Annotated in this window: 23 protein-coding genes; 6 read left to right on the forward strand and 17 right to left on the reverse strand. The window is 68.8% G+C overall.

From position 1 onward, the window contains the following. Nucleotides 1-16: 16 nt before the first annotated feature. The 4 genes from IPJ61_RS16110 to IPJ61_RS16125 form a co-directional block, all read right to left on the reverse strand. Complete coding sequence (locus IPJ61_RS16110) at nt 17-592, reverse strand: hypothetical protein (protein WP_297109874.1); 576 nt, start codon at nt 590-592, stop codon at nt 17-19. 57 nt (nt 593-649) lie between these two features. Further along, complete coding sequence (locus IPJ61_RS16115) at nt 650-1,186, reverse strand: DinB family protein (protein ID WP_297109877.1); 537 nt, start codon at nt 1,184-1,186, stop codon at nt 650-652. 62 nt (nt 1,187-1,248) lie between these two features. Continuing rightward, the gene (locus IPJ61_RS16120) at nt 1,249-2,226 is read right to left on the reverse strand and encodes an ATP-dependent DNA ligase (protein ID WP_297109880.1); all 978 of its coding nucleotides are present in this window, start codon (nt 2,224-2,226) and stop codon (nt 1,249-1,251) included. Nucleotides 2,227-2,303: 77 nt separating this feature from the next. Continuing rightward, nucleotides 2,304-3,473, reverse strand: coding sequence for a M20 metallopeptidase family protein (locus IPJ61_RS16125; protein ID WP_297109883.1), 1,170 nt, complete (start codon nt 3,471-3,473; stop codon nt 2,304-2,306). Nucleotides 3,474-3,587: 114 nt separating this feature from the next. Between IPJ61_RS16125 and IPJ61_RS16130 the strand changes: the two genes are divergently transcribed. The 5 genes from IPJ61_RS16130 to IPJ61_RS16150 all read left to right on the forward strand — a co-directional run bounded on the left by IPJ61_RS16130 (nt 3,588) and on the right by IPJ61_RS16150 (nt 6,775). Beyond that, nucleotides 3,588-4,196, forward strand: a complete 609-nt coding sequence (locus IPJ61_RS16130; protein WP_297109886.1) for a DUF2975 domain-containing protein — start codon at nt 3,588-3,590, stop codon at nt 4,194-4,196. A gap of 1 nt (nt 4,197) precedes the next feature. Further along, nucleotides 4,198-4,452: a helix-turn-helix domain-containing protein gene (locus IPJ61_RS16135; protein ID WP_297109889.1), complete on the forward strand. Its 255-nt coding sequence runs from the start codon at nt 4,198-4,200 to the stop codon at nt 4,450-4,452. Nucleotides 4,453-4,483: 31 nt separating this feature from the next. Further along, complete coding sequence (locus IPJ61_RS16140) at nt 4,484-5,455, forward strand: SPFH domain-containing protein (protein ID WP_297109892.1); 972 nt, start codon at nt 4,484-4,486, stop codon at nt 5,453-5,455. After that, entirely contained in the window at nt 5,455-5,715 is a 261-nt protein-coding gene (locus tag IPJ61_RS16145; protein WP_297109895.1) for a type II toxin-antitoxin system antitoxin, read from the forward strand. The genes IPJ61_RS16140 and IPJ61_RS16145 overlap by 1 nt, the downstream gene beginning before the upstream one ends. A gap of 94 nt (nt 5,716-5,809) precedes the next feature. Beyond that, nucleotides 5,810-6,775, forward strand: a complete 966-nt coding sequence (locus IPJ61_RS16150) for an intradiol ring-cleavage dioxygenase (protein ID WP_297109898.1) — start codon at nt 5,810-5,812, stop codon at nt 6,773-6,775. An 11-nt stretch (nt 6,776-6,786) separates the two neighbouring features. Here IPJ61_RS16150 and IPJ61_RS16155 read toward each other — a convergent pair whose 3' ends face one another. Continuing rightward, nucleotides 6,787-7,155 (reverse strand): GIY-YIG nuclease family protein, encoded by a 369-nt coding sequence (locus IPJ61_RS16155; RefSeq protein ID WP_297109901.1) that lies wholly within the window; start codon nt 7,153-7,155, stop codon nt 6,787-6,789. A gap of 231 nt (nt 7,156-7,386) precedes the next feature. Next, nucleotides 7,387-9,021, reverse strand: a complete 1,635-nt coding sequence (locus IPJ61_RS16160; RefSeq protein WP_297109904.1) for a class I SAM-dependent methyltransferase — start codon at nt 9,019-9,021, stop codon at nt 7,387-7,389. 33 nt (nt 9,022-9,054) lie between these two features. Here IPJ61_RS16160 and IPJ61_RS16165 point away from each other — a divergent pair, with 33 nt between their 5' ends. Beyond that, a complete protein-coding gene (locus tag IPJ61_RS16165) occupies nt 9,055-10,212 on the forward strand; it encodes a pyridoxal phosphate-dependent aminotransferase (RefSeq protein WP_297109907.1) in 1,158 nt (385 codons plus the stop codon). Between the two features lie 126 nt (nt 10,213-10,338). Here the strand turns inward: IPJ61_RS16165 and IPJ61_RS16170 are convergent, their stop codons facing one another. The 11 genes from IPJ61_RS16170 to IPJ61_RS16220 all read right to left on the reverse strand — a co-directional run bounded on the left by IPJ61_RS16170 (nt 10,339) and on the right by IPJ61_RS16220 (nt 24,687). Further along, on the reverse strand, nt 10,339-11,118 hold the full coding sequence (locus tag IPJ61_RS16170; RefSeq protein WP_297109910.1) for a carbon-nitrogen hydrolase family protein: 780 nt from the start codon (nt 11,116-11,118) through the stop codon (nt 10,339-10,341). A 46-nt stretch (nt 11,119-11,164) separates the two neighbouring features. Then, nucleotides 11,165-13,999, reverse strand: coding sequence for a DUF2804 family protein (locus IPJ61_RS16175; protein ID WP_297109913.1), 2,835 nt, complete (start codon nt 13,997-13,999; stop codon nt 11,165-11,167). 121 nt (nt 14,000-14,120) lie between these two features. Continuing rightward, nucleotides 14,121-15,128, reverse strand: coding sequence for a LacI family DNA-binding transcriptional regulator (locus tag IPJ61_RS16180; protein WP_297109916.1), 1,008 nt, complete (start codon nt 15,126-15,128; stop codon nt 14,121-14,123). Between the two features lie 14 nt (nt 15,129-15,142). Beyond that, a complete protein-coding gene (locus tag IPJ61_RS16185) occupies nt 15,143-16,540 on the reverse strand; it encodes a GH1 family beta-glucosidase (protein WP_297109919.1) in 1,398 nt (465 codons plus the stop codon). Then, entirely contained in the window at nt 16,537-17,454 is a 918-nt protein-coding gene (locus tag IPJ61_RS16190) for a carbohydrate ABC transporter permease (protein WP_297109922.1), read from the reverse strand. Before IPJ61_RS16190 ends, IPJ61_RS16185 begins: the two co-directional genes overlap by 4 nt. Next, entirely contained in the window at nt 17,451-18,428 is a 978-nt protein-coding gene (locus tag IPJ61_RS16195; protein WP_297109925.1) for a carbohydrate ABC transporter permease, read from the reverse strand. The genes IPJ61_RS16190 and IPJ61_RS16195 overlap by 4 nt, the downstream gene beginning before the upstream one ends. 68 nt (nt 18,429-18,496) lie before the next feature. Next, nucleotides 18,497-19,816: an ABC transporter substrate-binding protein gene (locus IPJ61_RS16200; protein ID WP_297109928.1), complete on the reverse strand. Its 1,320-nt coding sequence runs from the start codon at nt 19,814-19,816 to the stop codon at nt 18,497-18,499. 280 nt (nt 19,817-20,096) lie between these two features. Continuing rightward, nucleotides 20,097-20,690: a MarC family protein gene (locus IPJ61_RS16205; RefSeq protein WP_297109931.1), complete on the reverse strand. Its 594-nt coding sequence runs from the start codon at nt 20,688-20,690 to the stop codon at nt 20,097-20,099. A 92-nt stretch (nt 20,691-20,782) separates the two neighbouring features. After that, on the reverse strand, nt 20,783-22,297 hold the full coding sequence (locus IPJ61_RS16210) for an acetyl-CoA hydrolase/transferase family protein (RefSeq protein WP_297109933.1): 1,515 nt from the start codon (nt 22,295-22,297) through the stop codon (nt 20,783-20,785). 121 nt (nt 22,298-22,418) lie between these two features. Continuing rightward, nucleotides 22,419-23,276, reverse strand: coding sequence for a phosphoserine phosphatase SerB (serB, locus tag IPJ61_RS16215; protein ID WP_297109936.1), 858 nt, complete (start codon nt 23,274-23,276; stop codon nt 22,419-22,421). 97 nt (nt 23,277-23,373) lie between these two features. Beyond that, nucleotides 23,374-24,687: a S1C family serine protease gene (locus IPJ61_RS16220; RefSeq protein ID WP_297109939.1), complete on the reverse strand. Its 1,314-nt coding sequence runs from the start codon at nt 24,685-24,687 to the stop codon at nt 23,374-23,376. Nucleotides 24,688-24,774 lie beyond the last annotated feature (87 nt).

Below are 24,774 nucleotides of genomic sequence, written 5' to 3' on the forward strand. Positions count from 1 at the left end.
GTCGGGAGTGTAGCGACTAGCGGAAGCGAGGGAGGCGGCCGTAGAAGATCGACTCCGGGCGCCGATAGGGGATGGGGCGCTCGGCGCGGACCCGGTCCCAGTCGGCGAGATACCGCGTCACCGGCGGCAGCCACAGAAGAGCGGAGCCGACGATCGCGAGGCCGACGGCGATGAAGCCCCAGTCGCTGGCGAGGGCAGCGAAGCCTCCGGTGAGGGCGGCGGCGACCGGCGCGGCCCAGCGACCCCAGCGCCAACCGTTCCACGCCTGGAAGCCGGCTCCCGCGGGGGCTCCCGCGGCGATCACCGCGGCCGCAGCGAGCACGCCCTCGAGCGTGAGAGAGAGCCACTTGCCTGGGTCCGGGTCGACCCAGGCGATCAGCCGGGCGGACGTCGGATAGGTCTCAGGATGCGCGGCCTGCCACCAGTGGATCCCGTAGGCGACGGCGACCCCGGCGGCGGCGAGATACAGCACGACAGCGGCCACCCCGAGGATGACGGGCCGGCGCGGCTCACCCGTGCGGAGGCTCCGCGTCACGCCGGGCTGGAGCTCCTCCAGCGGCGGCAGCGTCGCGATCTCGTTCGGCTCGGTCACGCGCCCAGCCTACGACAACGCCCCATCCAGGTCCGGCCCCGATGGGCGGCAGTGCCGCTACGCGCCGACATCCGCGCCGTGATGGACCAGTTCGTGAATCAGGTAGGCGCCCAGCGACTCGGCGGAGAACACGAAGCCATCGCCGCGCCGGCCCTCCCAAGCCCACTGATCCTGGGCAAGGGCGGCCCAGGCCGCCGCGGCCTCGGCGGCGCGCTGCCGAAGGAGAACGGCGGCGTCGTCGGGCACGGTCAGCCAGTACTCGGCCGCAAGCGCCGCCTCGTCGCCATCCCAGACCGCAAAGGTGGCGCCCGCGCCGTCGGCCGCGATGATCGCTCCCAGACGGGAGGTCATGACGTCACATACGTCGGCGAGGTGACGCGCGTACTCGACGGGCGACCAGGTCGTGGGTTCGGGTCGCTCGGAGGCGCCCGGCCGGGCGAGGCGTGCGGCCACGCCGCCGGCCCTCTCCTCGATGAGGGTGGAAAACCGTTCCCTGACAAGGGCAGACGCGACGAACCCGCACTCGGCGCACGGTCTGGAGAGGACCTCGGCCCAGTCGACGGTGTCGGGTGGCGGCGTGACAGGTTGGCTCATTCTCACAGGCTAGACCTGACCACAGGACCCTCGCAGCGCCTCGCGGCCGGCTTGGCGAGCGGTTACCTGAGTTCTGCGGTCGCGGCGGCGACGGGGTCGACGTCGGGGCGGAGCCGGCGCATGACCGGCTGCCGGAGCAAGCCGCCCGCCGAGATGTTCAGGTAGCGGACATGGACGCAGAGCAGCGGCTCGACCCAGTGCGAGCGGCGGGCGTCGGGGCCTTGTGGCACGGGATCGAAGGGAGGGGTGTCCCGGACGGTCCCGTGGAGGACGACGAGCAGCGCGTCGCGGTCCCGCTGGCTGAGCCCGGAGCCCACCCGGCCGAGGGGGTAGAGGACAGGATCGGTGTCGAAGGTCGCCTCGTCGGCCGCGTGGCCGATCCACAGTGCGCCGAGCCGCCGCTCGTCGCCCGCCTCGGGGATCCAACCGCCGATCACGGCCACCAGCTCGTCCCGGTGCGGGGTCTTGATCCAGTCGGAGCTGCGGCTCCCGGCGAGGTACGGCGACGACCGACGCTTGCTCATCACCCCCTCAAGGCCCTGCTCGCGGGTCAGCTCGACGACCGTGTCCGCGTCGTCGAAGGTCTCGGAGAGGTGCCAGCAGGGTCGGTCGAGGTCGAGCTGCTCGAGGAGGGCGCGGCGCTCGTTGTGGGCAAGGCGGGTGATGTCCTGGCCGTCGACCCGCAGGATGTCGAAGACGACGAATGTCGCCGGGCGCTCGCCCGCCAACTGCAGTGCCTCCGCGTGGTCGCGGACGTGGACGCGCGGGACGACGGCGTGGAGTTGGGGGACGCCGAGATCGGGATCGATGGCGATCAGTTCGCCGTCGAGGACCAGCCCGTCGGGGAGACCGACGGCGCCCTCGACGACCTCCGGGTAGGCCAGTGTGATGTCACCGCCGGTGCGGTTGAAGAGGTGGAGCCGCCCACCGCGGGTCTCGGCGAGCGCGCGCACTCCGTCCCACTTGATCTCGTGGATCCACTCAGGTCCGGATGGCGGGATTCCCGGGGTCGGCGTCGGGACCGCGAGCATGGGGCGCATGGGCAAATTCTGCCCGGTCGGCGTGGCCTGTGAGTGCCGAGTCAGGAAAACCCCTCAGAACCGGTGGTGTGGCGTAGTCAGGCCAGCTTCCGCGCGGCCAGTTCGGCGAGCAGACGGGCGCCGTCCGGGACGACTCGGTCGTCGAACCTCGCGTAGGCCGAATGGTTGAAAGGGGCCGTGGCGGGGTCCAACTCGGGCGGGCAGGCCGAAAGGCCGATGAAGCACCCTGGAGCCTGCTCCAACAGGCGGGAGAAGTCCTCGGCGCCGGCCAGCGGGTGCTCCCACCTCGCGTGCCTCTCCGCGCCGAACAGATCGGCAACGGTCTCGGCGACGACGTCGGCCTCGGCGTCGTCATTGATCGTCACGGGGTACTGCTCGAGCAGACTGAACTCTCCGGTGACGCCGTGGGCCCTAGCGATGCCATCGACCACCTGCGGGATGGTCGCGATCAGCCGGTCGCGGGCCTCGTGGGAGAACGCGCGCAGGGTCGCCTCGAGGCGACCGTCCTCGGGGATGACGTTCGCGATGGTGCCGGCCTGCAGCAGGCCGACCGTGACCACCACCGGGTCCTGGACGTCGAAGCGCCTCGTCACCATGGTCTGCAGCGCCGTCGTGATCTCGGCCAGCGCGGGAACGGGGTCGGCCGCGCGCTGCGGCGTCGAGCCGTGGCCGCCGCGCCCGACGACGCGGACCTTCGCCACGTCGGAACTGGCCATGACCGTTCCCGGCTTGGTGGAGAACGTGCCGCAGGGGTCGAGTGCGGACCAGACATGGATGGCGTACACCCAGTCGGGCCGCGAGCCCGCGACGTCGAGCAGCCCCTCGTCGAGCATGTACCGGCAGCCGTCGACGCCCTCCTCGCCGGGCTGGAACATGAACACGACGTCGCCCGCCAGGTCGTCCCGGCGCGCGCACAGCTCGCGCGCGGCGCCGATCAACATCGACATGTGCAGGTCGTGCCCGCAGGCGTGCATGTTGCCGTTGGTGGCCGCGAAGTCGAGCCCGGTGAGCTCCTCCACAGGGAGGGCGTCCATGTCGGCGCGGAGCAGCACGACGGGGCGCTTGCCCTCGGTCTGCCGACCGCCGCGCAGCACGCCGACGACGCTCGTCACCGAAGCTCCGAGCGTGATCTCCAGCGGAAGGCCGTCCAGCGCGCGGAGCACGGCGGCCTGGGTCTCGGGGAGGTGCAGTCCCACCTCCGGGATCTGGTGGAGTTCGCGGCGCAGCGTGACGAGGTCGAAGGTCATGGCACTTGTCTACCGCATCAGGGCCGACCGCTTCGGTGAGGATCCAACCGAGCCTTGCCCTTATCGTTTATCGATGTTATCGTTTCTCGATATACAGCTTCAAAGGAGGAACTCATGAACGCCAAGCTGCTCACGTTCGACCGGTCCGACTACCGCGCGACGAAGGTGCTGATGATCCTGTTGGCCATCTGCGCACCCGCCGTGCTCCTCGGGCTTCCCGTCTACGACCTGGCGGCGGGCAACCCACTCCGGGTCTACCTGCCCGCAGGGGCCCTCGCCCCCATCTCTGTTGCCGACGGCGTCAGCGTCACCCCCTGGGGGGTCGTTTCCGTGGAGGCCGTGGGAGCCTCGATCGGCACTTGGGTGCTCTCGCTCGTTCCGCCGCTGGTTGTCGTCGTCGCGCTCTGGGTGGCGCTGCTGTTCCTGTGGCGCGTGGTCGCGGCCGCTGCGGCGGGTGCGCCGTTCACTCGCGACACCGTGCACTGCCTGCGTGGGATCGCGCTTACCGTCTTCCTGGGGTCGCTCGCACACTGGCTGGCCTCGGGGATCGTGGACGCCGCGCTCAGTCGCCAACTGATCCCTGGGGAGGAGACGACGCTGTTCGTGTCGACCATGGGGTCCGGCGGGCTCGTCGCCGTCGGTGCCGCGATGCTGTTCGCGATGGTCGCCGAGGTGTTCGCGCGGGGCGTGGTGCTCGAGGACGAGCTCGAAGGCGTGGTCTGAGATGCCCGTCGAGGAGCCGCATCGCATCGTCTGTCGGCTGGATGAGCTGCTGGAGCGCCGCGGGATGACGCTGACCGCGCTCTCCGAGGCGGTCGGCGTCACGCTGGCCAACCTGTCCATCCTGAAGAACCAGCGGGCGAAGGCCATCCGGTTCGGCACGCTGACCGCGCTGTGCGACGTCCTGGGGTGCACGCCCGGGGACCTGTTCACCCTTGAGCCGGTGGCTGGTCAGGTCGGGGACGACGTGCTAATCTGATATCACATTGATATCCAATTAAGGAGTGATCATGAACGATATCCCGAACGTGGACGAGGCATCGGTGGGCGGCGCCGTCGCGGGCAGGCCCGTGGGGCACGACGGCACGCGCGTCATCGTCGAGGAGCGCACCGCGTGGACGATGTCCGGCGCGCTGGCGCTGCTGCTGGGCTTGGCGCTGCTCGCGTTGGCCGTGTGGGGGATCGTGACGACGGCGATCGCCGACGAGAGCGGCGGTGAGGTCAACGGCCTTCTCGTCTTCGCTTCGATCCTCTCGTTCGTCCTGGGCATGTTCGTCTTCTCGTCTCTGACCGTGGTCGCGCCCGGCGACACCAAGGTGCTGCAGTTCTTCGGCAAGTACGTCGGCACCATCCGCAAGCAGGGCCTCCTGCTGACCATCCCTTTGACCACCAAGAAGAAGGTCTCGGTCAAGGTCCGCAACTTTGAGACCAACGAGCTCAAGGTCAACGATGCCGACGGCAACCCCATCAACATCGCCGCCATCGTGGTGTGGCAGGTGGCCGACACGGCCAAGTCCGTGTTCGCCGTCGAGCACTATGAGAACTTCGTGACGGTGCAGGCGGAGTCGGCGCTGCGGCACGTCGCCACCTCGCACCCGTACGACTTCGCCGACCCCGGTGAGGAGAGCCTCCGCGGCTCCACCGATCTAGTGTCGCGCGAGCTGGCAGAAGAGGTCGCGGCGCGGATCGCGATCGCAGGCCTCGAGGTCGTCGAGACGAGGATCTCGTCGCTGGCCTACGCGCCTGAGATCGCGCAGGCGATGTTGCAGCGCCAGCAGGCGTCCGCCGTGCTTTCGGCCCGCAGCAAGATCGTCGAGGGCGCCGTCGGCATGGTAGAGCAGGCGTTGGAGCGCCTGGAGCGCGACGAGATCGTCTCCCTCGACGACGAGCGCAAGGCCGCGATGGTGTCCAACCTCCTCGTGGTTCTCTGCTCCGACTCTCGTTCCACTCCTGTCATCAACACGGGCACGCTCTACGGCTGATGAACGACGACGCGAAGGTGCCCGGGGGCGAGCCTGCCGAGGCGCCGTCGAGCGGGAGGGTGGAGAGGCCCTCCCGCAAGTCGCTGTTGTTGCGGCTCGACCCAGCCGTCCACGAGGCACTCGCCAAGTGGGCGGCCGACGATCTGCGCAGCGTGAACGCACACATCGAGATGCTGCTGCGCGACGCGCTGAAGAAGTCGGGCCGTGACGTCAAGGCGAGACCCCTCCGCGGCCCCGGCCGCCCGCCCACGGCCCCTTGAGCCGCGTCTCTCACAGGGATCGCACAGGAGGTCCACAAGCTCCTGCCGGGGTCGTCTTCGACGCTGGTGTCACCGAACCCGAGAGGAACCGATCATGACCAGCTTTCCCGAGCCCGACCTCACTCCTGAAGGCCCCGCGTACGAGGGGCGGCTGCTCGTGCGGCCCGACGACGAGGTCGTCGACCAGGGTGCCGGCTTCGATATCCGCACCATCTTCAACCGAAGGGGACTGCTCGGCCTGGGCTTGGGGGTAGGTGCGCTGACGCTCGCGGCGTGCGCCGACGGGGGTGCGACCTCGGGCGCCACCAGCGCCGCAACCACCGCGACGAGCACCGGGACCGGCGCCAGCTCCTCGGGCGCGCTTCCCGCGGGGGAGATCCCGGACGAGACGGCCGGACCGTACCCGGGCGACGGGTCGAACGAGGTCGACGGCCAAGTTGTCGACGTGTTGGAGCAGTCGGGCATCGTCCGGCAGGATCTGCGCACCAGCATCGGCGGCGGCGACGCCGTCGACGGCATCCCGCTCAGCTTCACCCTCGCGATCACCGACATGGCCAACGGCGACGCGCCCTTCGCGGGCGTCGCCGTCTACGCCTGGCATTGCGATGCGCTGGGTCGCTACTCGATGTACTCCGACGGGGTGCGCGACCAGACCTGGCTCCGCGGCGTCCAGGTGGCCGGCGCGGACGGGAAGGTGACCTTCACGTCGATCGTCCCCGGCTGCTACTCCGGGCGTTGGCCGCACATCCACTTCGAGGTCTATCCCGACGAGGCGTCGATCGCCGATGCGAACAACGCGATCTCGACGTCGCAGCTCGCCTTCCCGGAGGACATGCTGAACGTCGTCTACGAAGACTCCGCATACTCCGGTTCCACGCGGAACCTCTCCCAGGTCACGCTGGCTACGGACAACGTCTTCGGCGAGGACAGCGCCGCGCTCCAGATGGCGACGGCGACCGGCGACGCGACGTCGGGCTACACCGCCGCACTCACCGTCCGAGTGGACACGACGACGGCTCCCACAGGCGGCTCGGTCCCCTCCCGCGGCGGCCGGCCGTGACGCCGCATGGATTAGTTCCTATTCAAGCCGAACTCGCGTGTCATCAACGCCCGCTTGAAGTGCGACTCCGCCTCGTCGACTTCCGACGGTGACGTGCTGGGGCCGAACACGCGCAGAATGCTGTAGGCGAAGTGTCGGGCTCGGCTGATCGGCGTGCTCTGGGCCGCGGCTAGACGTTCGCGCGCGAGACTCAACTCCCTAAGGCCGACGTTTCCGCCGTGACCGTCCCTCGCGTAGGAGCGCCAGCGTCCGAGGATCCGCTCGGTGCCGTCGGCCTTCCCGACATCATGCCTCCCGCTGGATGTGTCCGTGATCAGGTAGATCCCTTGTACCTGGCTCAACGCGGTGCGCCAGTCGGCGTAGCAGTGGCTGTCAACCATCTCTGTCAGCTCGTGGTGGGTGAGCAACTTCGCCGAGTTCGTGTTCCCGTTATTCCCGGACCGTGGCTAGCCAACGAGGTTGGATCCGTCAGCGATCCGAGCCGGCCAGGGTTAGCCAGGTTACGGATGTCAGAATGCTGACGGATCCAACCTGAGGAACCCCGGATCGCGGGGCACCTGAACGGAATTGACCTGGCTGACGGTCCGGGGGGACCCGGCCCCAGTGAGCCGTCAGTCCAGGGGCTTCTCGGCGACGAGGAGGACGTTCGTCCACGACCAGGGGTCCTCCACGAGACCGTCCCCCGACTCCGTGAAGACCCGGGCGGCGGGGGAGAAGCGGTTGTCGATCAGCCACGGGTTGCGGATGGGGCGGGTCTTGTTCGTCGCGACGAAGCCGCTGTCTTCCAGCAGGGCGACCCACTCGTCGGGGGTGAAGAAGCAGAACCTCTCGTGCGCCTCGGAGTGCCAGGAGTCGACGTAGTCCTTCTTCGCGAGGAACTCGTACAGGTCGCCGCGGGTGAGCCGGATCAGCTCGTCGCCTATTACGTCGACACGACGGCGGCTTCGCTCGCGCGTCGGCTCAGCACGGCGCGACGCAGGCGCGGTCGACTTCGTCGATGCGCCTGGCTCAAGGAGCGTGCGCGACGCGGTCGAGGTCGTCGACGCGCCTGGCTCAAGGACCGGCGCGAACGAGATGCCGTCGCCCTCGTCGCGGCGGAAGTCCTGGGCGAAGCGATCGAACCGGGCGCGGGACGACAGGTCCCGCAGCTCTCCCGTGGCCGCGCCGTCGGACGTGGTGAAGCGCGCGAGGACGGGCTCGTCGCGGCCGTCGGGGCCGACAACGTCGTAGTTGATCCACACGCCGCCGGGGCGGAGCATGTCGTGGACGCGGGCGCAGAACTCGAGCAGCGCGTCGCGGCCGAGGTAGGACTCTATCTCGTGCGTCAGCGCCATGGTGATGACGGTGTCCAGCGAGTTCGGCTCGAACAGCCTCGTCAACATGATGTTGCGCTGGTGGAAGAAGACGTTGGCGTCGCCGAACTCACCGTTGGTCTTGCGCTGCTGGCAGATCTCGTACAGAGGGCGCGCGACCTCGACGCCGTAGAAGTCCGACTCGAATAGCTGCGGGCGCTCGCTCAGAAGCTTGATGGTCTGGCCGGTCGCGCAGCCGACATCGAGGATGCGACCCGGGCGGACGGCGTCGGCGAACTCGCTCACCTTGCGCCACGCGTTGTCCTCGAAGGCGGCGCGGTAGGTGGCGTAATCCCTCGTGGCGGTGATGTCGCCGTCGTCGGTGTCGACGAGCGGGTCGGCGTAGATCTGCTGCACGGCGTCCGCCAGGCCGTAGCGGAGGTAGTGCGCCCGCGCCTCCGGGTGGAGGTGGGTGGTGACCCACTCGTCGTCGGCCCAGGAGGGGCCCGACGCGATGACGGCCTCGACGACATCCCAGGGGCGGGCCTCGTCGGTGCCGAGTTCCACGGGGTCGATGGGGAAGCCGAGCCGCTCGTAGTCGGCGATCACCGCGGGCGTCGAGCATGCCACGACGGTGTTGTCTTGAGTCATCGTGACCCGACCGCCGGTCTGGGTGCGGATCTCCTCGACGACGTAATGCGCGAAGTCCGGCTTCGGCCGTCGGTTGGCGATGAGGAAAGTCAGCGAAGGCAGGCGGTCGGCGGCCGCGACTGCCTCGACGAGGCCGAGGCGTCGGGAACCCGGAATCGGGTTGCGCTGCGTCCCACCATGGTCGGCACTGGTGATGGCCCACACCACCTCGGCGCCGGGATGGGCATCGATGAGCGCTCGCAGGTGCGCGGCCTGGAACCGCGTGACGAGGTGATGCCTGCCCGGGAAAAGGATGTAGCGCATTGAAGAAAGGGTAGTTCTTCGTACACTGCGCGCATGGATTTTGGGCCTGTGACGCGGCTGCGTGAGTTCGGCGGCACGATCTTCGCGGAGATGACGGAGCTGGCCGCGCGACACGGCGCCGTGAACCTCGGCCAGGGATTCCCAGACTGGGACGGGCCGCCGCGGATGCTGGAGATCGCGCGGGAGCAGATCGCCGCGGGCACCAACCAGTACCCGCCGGGGCGCGGGATCTTGGACCTCCGCGCGGCCATCGCCGAGGAAAGGGCGGCGCGCTGCGGCCAGTCGCTCGACCCGTCGTCCGAGGTGCTGGTCACCGTCGGTGCCACCGAGGCCATCGCCGCTGCCCTCCTCGGGCTGGTCGAGCCCGGCCGCGAGGTCGTGCTGATCGAGCCGTACTACGACTCCTACGCCGCCGCGGTCGCGCTTGCGGGGGCCTCGCGGGTCGCCGTGCCCCTTGTGCGCGACGGCCGACGGTTCGTCCTCGACGTCGACGCGCTCCGGGCCGCCGTCGGTCCGAAGACCGCGATGATCGTCGTCAACTCGCCGCACAATCCGACGGGCACGATCCTGACCGATGCCGAGTTGCGCGCCGTCGCCGAGATCGCCGTCGAGCACGACCTCCTCGTCCTCTCCGACGAAGTCTACGAGCGGCTCACGTTCGACGCCCCGCACATGCCGTTGGCGTCGTTGCCGGGCATGCGCGAGCGCACCGTCACGGTCTCCAGCGCGGCGAAGACGTTCAACGTGACGGGATGGAAGATCGGCTGGGCCTTGGCGCCGAAGCCCCTGCTCGACGGTGTGCTCGCCGCCAAGCAGTTCCTGACCTACGTCGGCGGCGCGCCGTTCCAGCCCGCCGTCGCGCACGCGCTGCGCCACGAGCAGGCCTGGGTCGAGAACCTGCGCAACTCACTGAGGGCCAAGCGCGATCGCCTGTCGTCGGCCCTTGAGGCCGCGGGGCTGTCCCCGTTTGCCTCGGAGGCCACCTACTTCGTCTGCGCGGACGTCGCCAGCCTCGGCGCCGACGACGCGCTCGCCTTCTGCCGCGAGCTGCCGGCAGCTCGCGGCGTCGCCGGGATCCCCGTCCCGGTGTTCACCGACCACCCCGCCGACTGGCGCACCATCGTGCGGTTCGCGTTCTGCAAGACCGACGCCGTCCTCGATGAAGGCGTCCGCCGCCTCACTGGGCGGTAGCTCGCCCAGAAATGTCGGCCGGCATGGATAGCGTCCCATATGCAGACGGCAACCCCCTGGTCGACGATCGTGAAGGTGACAACGGCGCTCGGTCTTCGGTTCGAGCTGCATTCTGTCGCGTAGGCGTCAGTAGCGGGCGTTGCGCAGGACGGGGAGCTGCTCGCGGACGCGGTCGACATCGTCGGGGTCGAAGTCGACGAATGCCAACTCGGGGGCCTCGCCGAGTTCGACGAGCACGTTGCCCGCCGGGTCGACGACCATCGAGTGGCCGACGCCGGTGGGAGGCCCGAGTTCCTCGACATCGCCGACGGCGGCCTGGTCGATCGCGATGACGAAGCACGTCGCGTCCATCGCCCGGGCGATAGCTGCGGAGCGCCACTGGTGAACCTTCTGCGGCCCCGGAGCCCAGGAAGCGGCGACGAGGATCGCGTGCGCGCCCGACCTCGCCAATGCGGTGTACAGGCCGGGGAAGCGGATGTCGTAACAGACCGTGAGGCCGACGCCAAAGCGCCCCGCGCGCACGATGACGGGCTCCCGGCCGGGTGCGATGTTCTTCGACTCGGTGTGCCCCAGCGCGTCGAACAGGTGAATCTTGTCGTAGCGCCCCTCGGTGTGCCCCGTGACAAAGACCGTGTTGTGCACCCGCCCGTCTGGGGACGTGGTGAACATGCCGACGGCGATGCTGATGCCCAGTTCGGCGGCGATCTCCCGCACCGTCGTCGCCCACGGCCCGTCGAGCGGTTCGGCGACCTGGTGCGAGGGCCGCGCGAAAGAGCACATCGTCGCCTCGGGGAAGACGACGACGACGGCGCCGCCGCCGGCCGCGCGACGGGCGTTGTCGCGGATCAGCTCGAGGTTCTTGGCAGGATCCGTCGTGGATGTCACTTGGGCAAGTGCGATGCGCATGGCGGAACTCTGGCGCTTTTTGGCGTTGTTATCAAGCATTTTTCCACTACCAGCGGTTGCGGACGTCCTCGCCGAAGCCGACGATGCCGTCGAACGCCACGACCTCGGCGCCGGTGTCGAACGTGCCGACCCAGTGCCCGAACACCTGGGATGTCCGGGAGGCCAGCACGCCGAAGTTGGTCGACGACTGCTTGTTGTGGAACGGGACGAGGGTGGCGTCCAAGCCGCCACCGACGACGCGCCAAGGACGCCGCCAGTCCACGAGGTCGTAGGTCCACGTGACCGGAGCGCTGATCTTGATGAGACGCTCATCTACTAACACCGCGTTCTCGGTAGAGCCCGTGCCGTCGGTCCACTGTGCTCCGACCTGCAGGCCGAACACGCGTCCGTCGGCGAGCCGACCCGAGCCCGCGCCCCAGTTCCAGGCGGCGTCGTGCGGCCACCGTCCCCTTCCGTGGTCGAGCACCGCCCACGACTCACCCTCGGGCACGTTGTGCGTCACGCCGTCGACCGTGACCGTCCCCACGGCAGGACGCGCCACATCCTTGACCGTGTACTGGAACCGGGTGGCACTCCAGGGCACGACGACGGCGAGGCGTTCGTGGCCAGGTGGGCGCAGCGCGACGACATCGAACCCCGCCCCGGGCAGGTCCGCACGCAGCCGCGTGCCGCCGTGGACCTCTTCGACGGTGATCCGCAGGCCGTTGACCCGGGCAGTGGCCACCCCGTCCGACGGGCGCGACCCGGGCCAGCCTGCGACCCGCAACGCCCGCCCTCCCTCAAGGTTCGCGGGCAACCGGACGCCGCGGCTGCCCGCACCGATCCCCGTATGGCCGAGGCTCCGGCCGGTGGTGCGCTCGTGGATCCAGATCTCGTTGACGCTCGCGAAGTCGAGGGCGGAGACAGTGAGGGCGAGGATGTGCGTGGGTGTGATGACGTTCCAGTACTCCCAGCGCTTGTTGCGGCCCCAGGCCCTGCCGCCGTCGATGGCGGAAGAGTCGACGACGGCGTCGCGGGCCCAGCCGTGAGCCGCGGGGTTGAACCTGCCGTCAGGCCCGGTCAGCGATACCGGCGAGGTCAGCTCCCGCTCGACAACCCGGGTGCGCTCCCAGAACGCGGCCCGCAGCCGATCGTTCGTCGCCCTTACCCGCTCCACGGGCAGCTTCACGACCTGCCGGTCGTAGGTGACAAGGCCGTTCACCTCGTCCTCTACGTCGCTCAGTTGCGTGTACACCAGGGCCGACAACCCGTCGCGGATCGCTGGCGCTACCTGCTCGTCGGCGAGCTTTTCGAAGGCCTCGCCCAACGCCTCGGCGTCGTCGAACTGCCGGTAACCGAACGTGTCCTTTGCCCACAGGTGACCAGGGACGGTGAGGCCGTAGCCGCCGTACTCGGTCAGCGCCGCGACGCGCCCGTCGTGGCGCCACGACGAGCCCTTGATCCGTTGGAAGTAGATATGCCGCGACTCCAGGTCGCCCTCGCCCTGGTCGTGCCAGCCGGAGGCGTGGTCGATCCTGCGGGTCGGGTCCCACGCGCGGACCTCCTTCGCGATCGCCGCGGCGTCGAACTGGCCCCAGGCCTCATTGAACGGCACCCACAGCGACACGCTGGGCACGCTGCGCAGGTGCTCGATCATCGCGCGAAGCTCGGCGCGGCTCGACTCGCGACCCTCGGCGTCGCCGCGGCCGAACCAGCGATAGCGACGGTCGTTGACCCGCGGCGAGGCGATGGCCGGAGCGGCGACGACGGCGTCCTTGTACTGTGCGCCGCCGCTGACGTGGTCCTGCCACACGAGCATCCCCAGGCGGTCGCAGTGGTGATACCACCGCAGCGGCTCGACCTTGATGTGCTTGCGCAGCAGGTCGAAGCCCAGGGACTTGGCCAGCTCGATGTCGTACGCGAGCGCCTCGTCGGTGGGCGCGGTATAGCCGCCGTCGGGCCAGTAGCCCTGGTCGAGGAGACCGACGGGGAGATGAGGCTCGCCGTTCAGCAGCAGGTGAGGGCGACCGTCGGGGCCTGTGCCTACGCCGAACGAGCGCATGCCGACATAGCTCGTCACTTGGTCATCGCCCAACGTGACCTCGACGTCATACAGGAACGGGTCGTCGGGACTCCAGGCCCGGACGGGCGCGGGCAGGCTGATCCGCGACGGGGCACCGACCCGCACCTGTACGGGGGTGACGCCGTCGATCCTGACGGTGGCCGTCTGTCCGGGCGCCGCGCGGTGGCTCAGGACGAGCACCTCGACCTCGCCGCTGGCGAGGTGCGGGGTCAGCACCAGCCGGTCGATGGCGACCGTCGGCACCTCCTCCAGCCACACCGTCTGCCAGATGCCGGACTGCGGGGTGTACCAGATCCCGCCGCGCTGGGTGCGCTGCTTGCCGCGTGAGAGCCACGACGAGTCGGTGACGTCGCGCACGGCGACGGTCAGGGTGTGCTCTGTGCCGGCGGCGAGCGCGTCGGTGATGTCGAGCGTGAACGGCAGGTACCCACCGGTGTGCCCGCCGACCTCCACGCCATCGACGGCGACCCGACACGACTGGTCGACGGCGCCGAAGTGCAGCAGCACGCGTCGACCGTCGGCGGGGGCGGCGGCGAACGTGCGCTGGTACCAGAGGACCTCGTTGCGCTGTAGGTGGTGGCCGACTCCCGACAGTGGGACCTCGGGGGAGAAGGGCACGACGATCTCGCCGTGCCACCGCCTCGGCGCGTCGCCGGGGTGGGGGACCGCCGTCGGGTCGTCCTCGGTGAACGGCGTGACGGCGTAGCGCCACGGGCCGTTCAGGATGGTCCAGCCGGGCCGCACCAGTTGCGGGCGCGGGTGTTCGGGCAGGGGGAGCGCGCGGTCGACGGCCGCGGTCCATGGGGTGTCGAGGGTCATGGTCTCTCCTCGGGTAGGCGCCTTCACCACGCTACCGGGACGGCGTGGAGAAATGACGCACAACCGACCTCCTGGTGCCCGATAGGGCGCGGGAAGCCCGGTTGTGCGCCAAAACTCCAGGCTACGCAGAGTCGCGGACCACGAGGCGGCTGCAAAGGATCACGGGTTCGGGGGAGGGAGCGCCGTCGAGTAGCTGCTTCAGCATCTCGGCGGCGAGACGCGTGAGTTCGCTTGCGGGGTTCGTCATCGTTGTCAGCTGCGGCGACGACTGCAGTGCCGCGCTGGAATCGTCGAACCCCACGACAGCCACGTCGTCGGGGACCCGCCGACCCGCTGCCTGGAGCGTGCGGACGGCGCCGAGGGCCATGAGGTCGGACGCGACGAAAACGGCATCGACATCGGGGGCGGATACGAGCAGCTCGCGCGCGGCGTCCTCGCCGCCGCGGACCGTGAAGTCGCCGTGCGCCACCGCGGCGGGTGGCAGCCCGGCCTCGGTCATGGCGGCGACGAAGCCCGCTAAGCGTTGCACGCCGGCGCGCATGTCCTGCGGGCCGGTGATGGTGGCGATCCGCTGCGCGCCACGCCCGATCAGGTGCCGCGTAGCGGCGACGGAGGCGGCGTGCTGGTCGAGGTCGACGTACGGAAGGCCGGGGACCTCGGGATCGCCGACGAAGACCACCGGCTGCCGCGACGACACCAGGCGTTTCGCCAGTTCGGGACCGTGATGGGACACGACGATGGCGCCGTCGATGTGCCCGCTGTGCAGATACCGCGTCATCTGCCCCGGGCTCTCGCCGGGCTGCGCCATGGCGAGGAGGACTTGAACCTCCATGCCCCTGAACGCGTGCAGCGCCCCGTGGTAGGACTGCGGAAAGAACGGGTCCGAGAACACGCGATCGTCGGTCTCGGTGACGACAACCGCAACGGCTTGGGCCTTGTTGGTGACCAGCGCGCGGGCTGCGCGGTTCGGCTTGTAGCCGAGCGCGTCGATCGCCTCGCTGACCACCCGGACGGTGTCGGAGGAGACGAGGGTGCCGCCGTTGACCACGCGCGAGACCGTGGCGCGGGACACGCCGGCCGCGCGCGCCACGTCTTCGAGGGTCGGCGGTGCCCCGCCCGCCTCACGCATGGGTTGCTCCATCGCTAGACCTCGACGACGCCGGTCCGGGCGACACCGCCGAACCATGCAGCGCTGGCCTTCGGAGTCCGGTTCAGCGCCTCGTCGACAGCGACGATGCCGAACCGTTTGCCGTATCCGAAAGCCCATTCGAAGTTGTCGAGCAGCGACCAGAGCAGGTAGCCGCGGACGTCCGCCCCCTGGGCGATCGCCGCGTGCACCGCCGCGAGGTGATCGCGCACGTAGCCGATCCTCTCCTGGTCGTCTATGGTCCCTTCGGGGGAGACGGCATCGTCGTAGGCGGCTCCGTTCTCGGTGATCACCAGCGGGACGCCGGCGGGGCCCGTGTAGTCCTGGTGCAGCCAGAGCAGAAGGCGACAGAGGCCGTCGGCCTCGACCTCCCAACCCATGTCGGTCAGCGGGAGCCCGCGCGACACGGCCACCGCATCCGGAGCCGCGACGTGCGGGGTGCCAAGCCGACGCCCGCGGACCAGGTCCGGCCCGATGGTGTCGTCGAGACTGGCTGCCCGGACGACTCCCGTTGTGTAGTAGTTCACGCCGAGCACGTCGATGGGGGCCGAAATGGCCGCCAGGTCGCCGTCGGCAACGAGGTCGTCGTCCCAGAGCGCGGCGAGGTCCGCTTGTACGTCGGCCGGATAGGCGCCGGTGAAGATCGGGTGTACGAAGAACCGGTTGGCCGTGCCGTCCACCCGGCGGGCGACATCGACGTCGGTGGGGTCGTCGGTGGCCGGCGCGACGGGTGTGAAGTTCAGCGTGATGCCGAGCTCGGTTCCCGGGCGGGCGACCTCGCGCAGCGCCGTCGTTGCCAGTCCGTGGGCGAGCAGCAGGTGATGGCCCGCCCGGACGGCCGCGCGCGGGTCGGTGTATCCCGGCGCGTGCGCTCCGCCGGCGTAGCTGAGGAACGACGAGCACCAGGGCTCGTTGAGCGTCGTCCAGGTGTTGACTCGGTCGCCGAGCCGCTCGTGCATCGCGAGGGCGTAGTCGACGAAGCGGTGCGCGGTGTCGCGGTTGGTCCAACCGCCGGGAAGAGAGGCGGGCAGGTCCCAGTGATACAGCGTCAGCCAGGGCGTGATGTCCTTTGCGAGGAGGGCGTCGACGAGGCGGGAGTAGAAGTCCATGCCCTTCTCATTGACCCGGTCGCCGTCCATCACCCTGGGCCAGGCGACGCTGAACCGGTAGGTGTCGAGCCCGAGGTCCGCGATGAGGCTCACGTCCTCGCGGTAGCGGTGGTAGTGATCGACGGCGACCCGACCGTCGTCGCCGCCCTCGATGGCGCCCGGTACTTCGCAGAAGACGTCCCAGATGGAGGGCTGGCGGCCATCGAGGTCGGTGGCCCCCTCGATCTGGAACGACGACGTGGCGGTCCCCCACCGGAAGCCGTCCGGGAACTGCAACGCGGTCATCCCTTCACTGCCCCGGCCATGATGCCGGAGACCAGGTGGCGGCCGGCGAGCGCGAACAGCGCGAGGAGGGGAATGGTTGCGAGTACGACACCAGCCATGATCAGAGACATGTCCTTGAAATAGGTGGCCTGCAGCAGCTGCAGGGCGACGGGGAGTGTCGGGTTGGTGGATCCCAGCACGACGAAGGGCCAGAAGAAGTTGGTCCAGGATGCCACGAACGTGAACAGTGCGAGCATCGCGGCCGCAGGGCGGGCGGCGGGCAGCGCCACGTTCCAGAACGTGCCGATCATCGAGCAGCCGTCCACGCGGGCGGCTTCGATGAGCTCGTAGGGTAGCGCCTCGGCGAGGTACTGGGTCATCCAGAAGACGCCGAAGGCTGTGACCATCGCGGGCACGATGACCGCGGCCAGGTTGCCTACCCAGCCGAGCTTCACCATCACGATGAACAGCGGGATGATGCCCAGCTGCGTTGGGACGGCCATCGTGCCGATGACGAAGGCCAGCAACCCGTTGCGGCCGGGGAAGCGGAGCTTGGCGAACGAGTAGCCCGCGAGCGTCGAGAAGAACACGACGGAGATCGAGGTCACCACGGCCACGATGACCGAGTTCAGCACCGCCCGCCAGAAGTTGATGTCGGCGGTCAGCACACGCGTGATGTTCTCGATGAAGTGCCGCTCGGGAATCAGTGAGGGGATGGGGTTCTGCGCTATGGAGGCCGACGTGCTCGACGACAGCAGGAAGGCGTAGTAGAGCGGGAAGGCGGAGATCAGCACGATCAGGGTCAGCAGCGCGTACGTCACCCAGCCGGGCCTCCGCACGCCTCCGTCCATGCCCCGCTTCCTGCGGGCGGCGCGAGCGGCGCTCTTGCCCGCCACCTGTTCGATCATGCCGATCGACATGTCCGGGGCGCTCATCGCGACCCTCCCTTCGTGCGGCGGCGCGGAGCTGCAGGCGCGGCGCCGGAGCCCGCGATCCTGCTGGTCAGCCAGAAGTTGATCAGGGCGAACGCGACGATGACCAGGAAAAGGATCCAGGCGACGGCCGCGGCCCTACCGAAGTTGCGCTGGCTTCCCCAGCCGACCTCGTACATGAACATCGTGATCGTCATCCACTGGCGGTTGTTGCCGCCGAGGCCGATCTGGTCGAACATGCGCGGCTCGTCGAAGATCTGGAGGCCGCCGATCGTCGAGGTGATGATCACGAAGATCAGGGTGGGCCGCAGCATCGGGACGGTGACGGAGAAGAACGTGCGGACGCGGGAGGCGCCGTCGACGACGGCCGCCTCGATGATGTCGCGCGGGATGGCCTGCATGGCAGCGAGGACGATCAGCGTGTTGTAGCCGGTCCAGCGGAAGTTCACCATGGTGGCGATCGCGACATGCGCGGCGAGCGGCTCCGCGTGCCAGCCGACGGCGGGGAGTCCCGTCGAGGTGAGGACGGCGTTCACGAAGCCGGACTGGTCGGCGAACAGCGAGTTGAAGATGAGGCCGACGGCGACCGGTGCCACTACGTAAGGAACGAGGACGCCCATGCGCCAGAAGGTCTTGGCGCGCAGATTCGCGTCGAGCACCGCGGCGACGAACACGGCAATGATGAGCTGAGGCACCGACGACAGCAGAAAGATGCTGAATGTGTTGCCCATGCCTTGCCAGAAGCGCGGCTGATTCAGGACGTCTGTGTAGTTCTTGAGGCCCACGAACCCCTTGTTGCCGGTGATGAGCCCCCATTGGTGCACGGAAACGAACGCGGTGTAGAGCAGTGGGAACATGCCGACCAGGGCGAAAAGAAGGAAGAACGGGGCGATGTATAGGTAAGGGGCGGACTTGACGTCGAGCCGGCTCCAGAATGCGCTGCCGGAGAGCCGCGACGGTTTCGAGGCGACGGACACTATGCGTGCTCCTCTCGGGTGCGGGCCCGCCCCGGCCCATATTCATGTGAGCCGGGGCGGGAGGGCGGTCAGCCGAGGGCGGCGATGTCGGAAGCGGCGGTTGCCCAGGAGTCAGCCGCGTTGTGGGTCTTGTCGACGTCGACGCGGTTGATGGCGTTGGAGACGGCGGCCCGATACGCGAAGTAGTTCGGGCCCTTGAACGGGACGACGGTCACGGCGTTGGCGCGATCGGCGAGGATCTGACCGGTGGGGGCGTCGTTGAAGAACGGGTTGGTCACGGACAGGAGGTCGTCGCTGGAGAGCGCCTCGATCTGGCTCGGGAACGTGCCCTTCAGCTTGAAGGCCTTGATCTGCTGCTCAGGGGCGGTCAGCCAGGCCGCCAGTTTCTTGGCCTCGTCGATGTTCTTGCCCTGGGCGGGGACGGTCAGGAACGAGCCGCCCCAGTTGCCGCCGCCGCCGGGGAACTGGTTCGCGATGTCCCAGCCCTCCATGCCTGCCGCGTTGCCCTCGATCACGCCGAGCATCCAGCCCGGGCAGAGCATGGTGGCGAAGCCGCCGTTCTTGTTCTGGAAGGCGTTCTGCCAGTCTGGGGTCCACTGCTGCAGGTGGGCGGAGAGGCCGTCGTCGACGGAGGCGGCGAGGAGCTGGTCGTAGATCGCCTTGATGGCGGTGTTCTCGCCGAGCGGGATCAGTGTCTCCTCGGGCTTGGTCGAGGAGAACGGATTCTCCTGCTGGTTCACCATGCCTTGGAAGATGGCGTCCGCCGAGTCGTACCAGGCGGCGTCGGACTTCGCGACGAACTGCTTGCCTGCGGCGAAGTAGTCTTCCCAGCTCGAGCCGAGCATCTTGGCGACCTCGTCGCGGTCGGTCGGCAGTCCTGCCGCCTTGAACAGGTCGGAGCGGTAGCACACTCCCTCGGGGCCGATGTCGGTGCCGTAGCCTACGAGCTTGCCGTCTGCCGTGGTGGCCTGCGCGACCTTCCAGTCGAGCCAGCGGCCGTCGAGAGCCGGGTCAGTGAGGTCGGCGAGCAGGTCCGCGCTCTGCATGATCTCGGGAAGCCAGTCGACCTCGACGCCCTCGATGTCGGAGAGGCCGGAGCCTGCGGCGAGCTTCGTCATGAAGTTCTCGCGCGCCTCGTCGGATGTGGCGGCCTTCTTCTCGACGACCTTGATGCCGGGGTTCTGCGACTCGTACTCCGCGAGCAGGTCGTTGTAGCCGAACTCGTTGAACGTGGCGACGGTGAGGGTGATCTCCCCGCCGCCGGTGCCGCCCGTGGTAGCGCCGCCGGTTGGCGCCGTGGTCGGCGGAGCGGATGGGGAACAGGCGGAGAGGGCGAGTGCCGCTACGCCTGCGGCTGCCGTCATCCGCATGAGGTTGTTGCTGCGCATCTGAGACTCCTTCGTCGTGGGGTGTTGGATGCCCGCTGAACAGCCGGGAAAGCACTGCGCAGCGCGCTCCTGCGCTCTGTCGATTCTCATGTCGGGTAGATCATGAGAGCGCTCCCATTACACCGTGAGAGCGCTCTCATCGTCAAGGGTTTGGGGATATCGGTTTGATAACGAATGGTTTCCCGCCCCGCCGCGGACACAAATCTGCGTAGGTTGCATCAGCTGTGCCATACGCACAGCTCGGCGCGTATACGCAGATTTGTATACAGCGGCGACGGGGTCAGGCCGCGAAGAAGTCCCTGGTGCCCTCGAACATCATCTGTACCGCGAGCAGGACCAGGATCATGCCCATCAGGCGCTCGACGGCGACGAGCGCCCGGGTGCCGACGACGCGCTGCAGGAAGCCCGCGAAGTACAACACCACCGTGCTGATCGCCCACGACGCGACAAGCCCGCCCAGGTACCACGGCAGCTTGTCGGGACTCTGTGACACGAACACGACGATGACCGCGAGAAGCGACGGCCCCGCCATGTAAGGCACGGCGAGCGGAACGATGAATGGTTCGTCGTGCGTGACGGGCTCGGAGAGATTCCGCTCCGGCGTGGGGAACACCATCCGGATGGAGATCAGGAGAAGGATGACGCCGCCGGCCGCCTTGAGCGCCGCATCGTCGACGTGCAGCAGGTTCAACAGCCCACGACCCGCGAACAGGAACGTGACCATCACGACGAGCGCGATCAGGCACTCGCGCAGGATCACCCACTGGCGTCGCTCCGGCGCGGTGTTTCGCAGCGATGCCAGGAACAGCGGCACGTTGCCGAGCGGGTCCATCACGAGGATGAACGTGAACGCGGCAGAGATCATTACTTCCATGGGGGCTCCTTCCGACGCAACCTATCTGGCTTACGGAGGGAATGAAAACGGGGGGCCGGGAAGAACCCCGGCCCCCCGTCGTCAGGAAGCGATCACTGCTCCATGGTGCCCGTCTCAAGGAAGCGGACGTGCCATCCGAGCGCGGTAGCCAGGTCGTGCGGCGTGTGGAGGCCGTTGGCCTTCTTCTCCGCCAGCTTGACGTACTCGCGCAGCGGTTCCTTGTAGTCCGGGTGCGCGCAATTGTCGATGATCGCCTTGGCGCGCTGGCGCGGGGCAAGGCCGCGCAGGTCCGCGAGCCCCTGCTCCGTGATGATCACCTGAACGTCGTGCTCGGTGTGGTCGACATGGTTGACCATCGGGACGATGCAGGAGATCGCTCCGCCCTTCGCCGTCGACGGGGTCACGAACGAGGAGATCCAGCCGTTGCGGGTGAAGTCGCCCGAGCCGCCGATGCCGTTCTGCATCCGCGAGCCCATCACGTGCGTGGAGTTCACGTTGCCGTAGATGTCGGCCTCGATCATGCCGTTGCACGCGATGACGCCCATACGGCGGATGGCCTCGGGGTGGTTCGAGACGTCCTGCGGGCGCAGGATGATCTTCTTGGCGTAGTGGGCCGCGTTGTCGTTCATCTTCTCGGCGGCCTTCGGGGACAGCGAGAAGGCGGTGGCCGATGCGACGGTGAGCTTGCCCGAGTCCAGCAGATCCACCATGCCGTCCTGGATCACCTCGGTGTAGGAGGTGAGTTGCTCGAACGGGCCGTCGAGGAGGCCCTGGAGCACCGCGTTGGCGATGTTGCCCACGCCGGACTGCATCGGCAGCAGGTTCTTGGGCAGGCGACCCTGCTTCACCTCGTTGCCGAGGAAGTCGAGCAGGTTGTTCGCGATGGCGCGAGAGTCGTCGTCGAGCAGCTTGAACGGGGTGTTCCGGTCGGGGCTGTCGGTCTCGATGATCGCGACGATCTTGTCGGTGTCGATCTTGAAGTAGGGCTCGCCGATGCGGTCCCCTGGAGTCTGGATCGGCAGCGGGATCCGGTTCGGCGGCAGCGCGCCGATCGGCGCGTAGATGTCGTGCATGCCGAACAGCCCCTCGGACTGCCACTCGTTCACCTCGAGGATGATCTTGTCGGCGTGCTCAAGGTAGGTGCGGTTCATGCCCACCGACGACGACGGGATCAGCCAGCCCTCTTCTGTGACCGCGGTCACCTCGATGACGGCGACGTCCAGCTTGCCCAGGAAGCCCTGGGAGACCTGCGGGCCGACGTGCGAGAGATGGATGTCCTGGTAGAACGAGCGGCCCTGGTTGATGGCCGTGCGCATCTCGGGGTCGGACTGATAGGGCATGCGGTACGCGACGCCGCCGGTGCGGGCGAGTGCGCCGTCGAGCTCCGGGGCGGTGGAGGCACCGGTCCAGACACCGACCCGGAACTCCTCACCCTTGTTGTGGTGGGCGTCGATGATGGCGGCCAGCGCCTCCGGGAACTCCTTCGGGTAACCCGACCCGGTGAAGCCGGAGAAACCGATGTTCCATCCGTTCTCGACGATGCTGGCTGCGTCATGAGCCGACATGACTTTCCCTCGCAACGCCTCGTTGCGAATGCGACCTGACATCTGTCCTCCTTGAAGATCACGGTGCTGCGCTCACCCTACCGGCTGTGTGGTGTGCGAAATGCACCGCCCCGGCAATCCGTCGGAGGCGAGGGATGGTAGTGGTGGCCCGGGAACCGGGCTTCTAGAACCCCGCGAAGGCGGCGACGGCGTCGAGCCGGGGGAAGCCGACGGCGACATCCGCGGCTGCGGCGGTGACAGGCTTCGCGCAGTACGCGACCGAAAGGCCGGCGGCGGCGAACAGGGAGAGGTCGTTGGCGCCGTCGCCCACCGCGACGGTGAGGGCGGGGTCGACATCGGCGGCGTCAGCGAAGCGCAGGAGGTCGCGGGCCTTCTGATCGCGGTCGACGACGGTGCCGATCACGTTTCCGGTCAGGCGCTCGGTGCCGTCGATGATCTCGGTTTCGAGCTCGTTGGCGTTGAAGAAGTCGAGACCGAGGTCGTCGGCGAGCGGCCCGACGAGTTGGGTGAACCCGCCGCTGGTGACGCCGACCTTCGCCCCTGCGGAGCGGGCGGCGGCGATGAGCTCGCGGGCGCCGGGGGAGAGGGTCATGGCGGGGCCGACCTCGTCGAGCACCGACACCGGCAGGCCGCGCAGCGTGGCAACCCGCTCGCGCAGCGAGGCCTCGAAGTCGAGTTCGCCGCGCATCGCACGCTCCGTGATCTCGGCGACAACGTCGCCGACCCCGGCGTGCGCGGCCAGGAGGTCGACGGCCTCGGTGGTGGTGAGGGTGGAGTCGACGTCCATCATCAGCAACCGCGCAGGCGTGGTCGCCAGGGGACCGGCGACCACGCCGACAGCGACCGGCCCGGCCACCGCGCGCAGCGCGTCGCGCAGGAGGGCCGGGTCGTCGTGGCTGGTCAGTACGCTGACCCGCGTCCCATACGGGGTCTCGTCCCGGGTCGTCGGCCCGCTCGGGAGGAGAGCGACGAGCGAGTCGGCGATGAGGCCGGGGCTGACGAGGGTCACGCGGATCTGCATGCCGGCCAGGGTAGTGGTGATTGCTCCTGTATGCCGATCACCGTGGTGAGGACTGGTTCCACACGCCTGCCAGGGGGTGACCGTTCAGGGTGGGTGGTCAGCGGGCGGCGGCCGTGGGCGTCACCGTGACCTTCTGCTCGGCGCCGTCGCGGACCAGCGTCAGCTCCATGGCCTGACCAACGCGCCCGGCGCGCACCAGTGCCACCAACGACTCGGTGGATGTCACGGGCTGCCCATCGACGGCGGTGATGAGGTCGCCCTCGCGGAGCCCGGCGCGCGCGGCACCGGTGTCGGCGACGACCGACGCCACGACCGCACCCTGCTGGCCGGTCTGGCCGACGTCGCGGGCCGTCACGCCCAACTGCGGGTGCTGCGCCACACCGTTGGCGATCAGCTGCTCGGCCACGTACTGCACCTGGTCGACGCCGATCGCGAAGCCGATGCCGATGTTGCCCGCCTGTCCTTCGCCGGAGGAGAGGGACGCGATCGAGCTCGTGATGCCGACGAGTTCACCGGCAGTGTTGACCAGCGCGCCGCCCGAGTTGCCGGGGTTGATGGCCGCGTTGGTCTGGATGGCGGCCGTCACGACGACGTCGGAGCCCTGCGACATGTTCCTGCCGCCGGTGACGGCCTGCGTCGTCACCGGGCGGTTGAGCGCGGAGACGATGCCGGTCGTCACGGTGTCGGCGAGGCCCAGAGGGTTGCCGATGGCCATGACCGGGTCGCCGACCTTCAGCGCCTTCGCGTCGCCGAAGTTCATCGTGGCGAGGTCCGACGGCGGGTTGGTCAGCTTGATCACGGCGAGGTCTGTCGACGGGTCGGTGCCGACCACCGTCGCGGTGTAGGACACGTTGCCCAGCAGGACGGTCAGCTGCGCGTTGCCGCTGCCCGAGACCACGTGGTTGTTGGTCACGATGTGCCCTGCGGTGTCGATCACCACGCCGGATCCCTGCGAGGCGCCGCTCTGTCCGACGACGTCGATGGCCACGACGGCCTTCGACGCCGCGGCCGCCACAGCGGTCCAGTTCGGGTTGCTCGGGTCGGCCTGGACGACCTGGGTCGCGTTGCCGCTGGTGATCGCGGGCGTGCCGCCGGTCGCGAGTTGGGACGCGGCGAACCCGGCTCCGCCTCCGACGCCCGCGGCCAGGACCGCGACGGCCAGCGCGCCGGCGAGGCGGGAGCGACCCTTGGTCCGAGGTGGGGTTGTCGTCGTCGTGGGGGCGCCGAATGGGCTCGGCGGCGGGTAGGGGGCGCTCGACGGCGCTCCCGACGGCGGGGCGTAGGCGCCGGTCGGCTGGGCCGGCGGCTGAGAGGCGGCAGGCTGGAGGGGGACCGTCGGCTCGTCGGGCGGCGTGTCCGCGTGGTTCCAGCCCTCGCGGCTCCACGGATGCGGGTTGTTATCGGTGCTCATCAGGGTCTCCTCGTTAGGTATGTTCCCATGGAATCGCCGATTCCTGTGTGGTTCCTGTGAGCCGGCTTTCGGTGCCCTACGAGTCGA

Origin of the sequence: Tessaracoccus sp. (assembly GCF_016714275.1) — a bacterium.
GTDB lineage: Bacteria > Actinomycetota > Actinomycetes > Propionibacteriales > Propionibacteriaceae > Arachnia.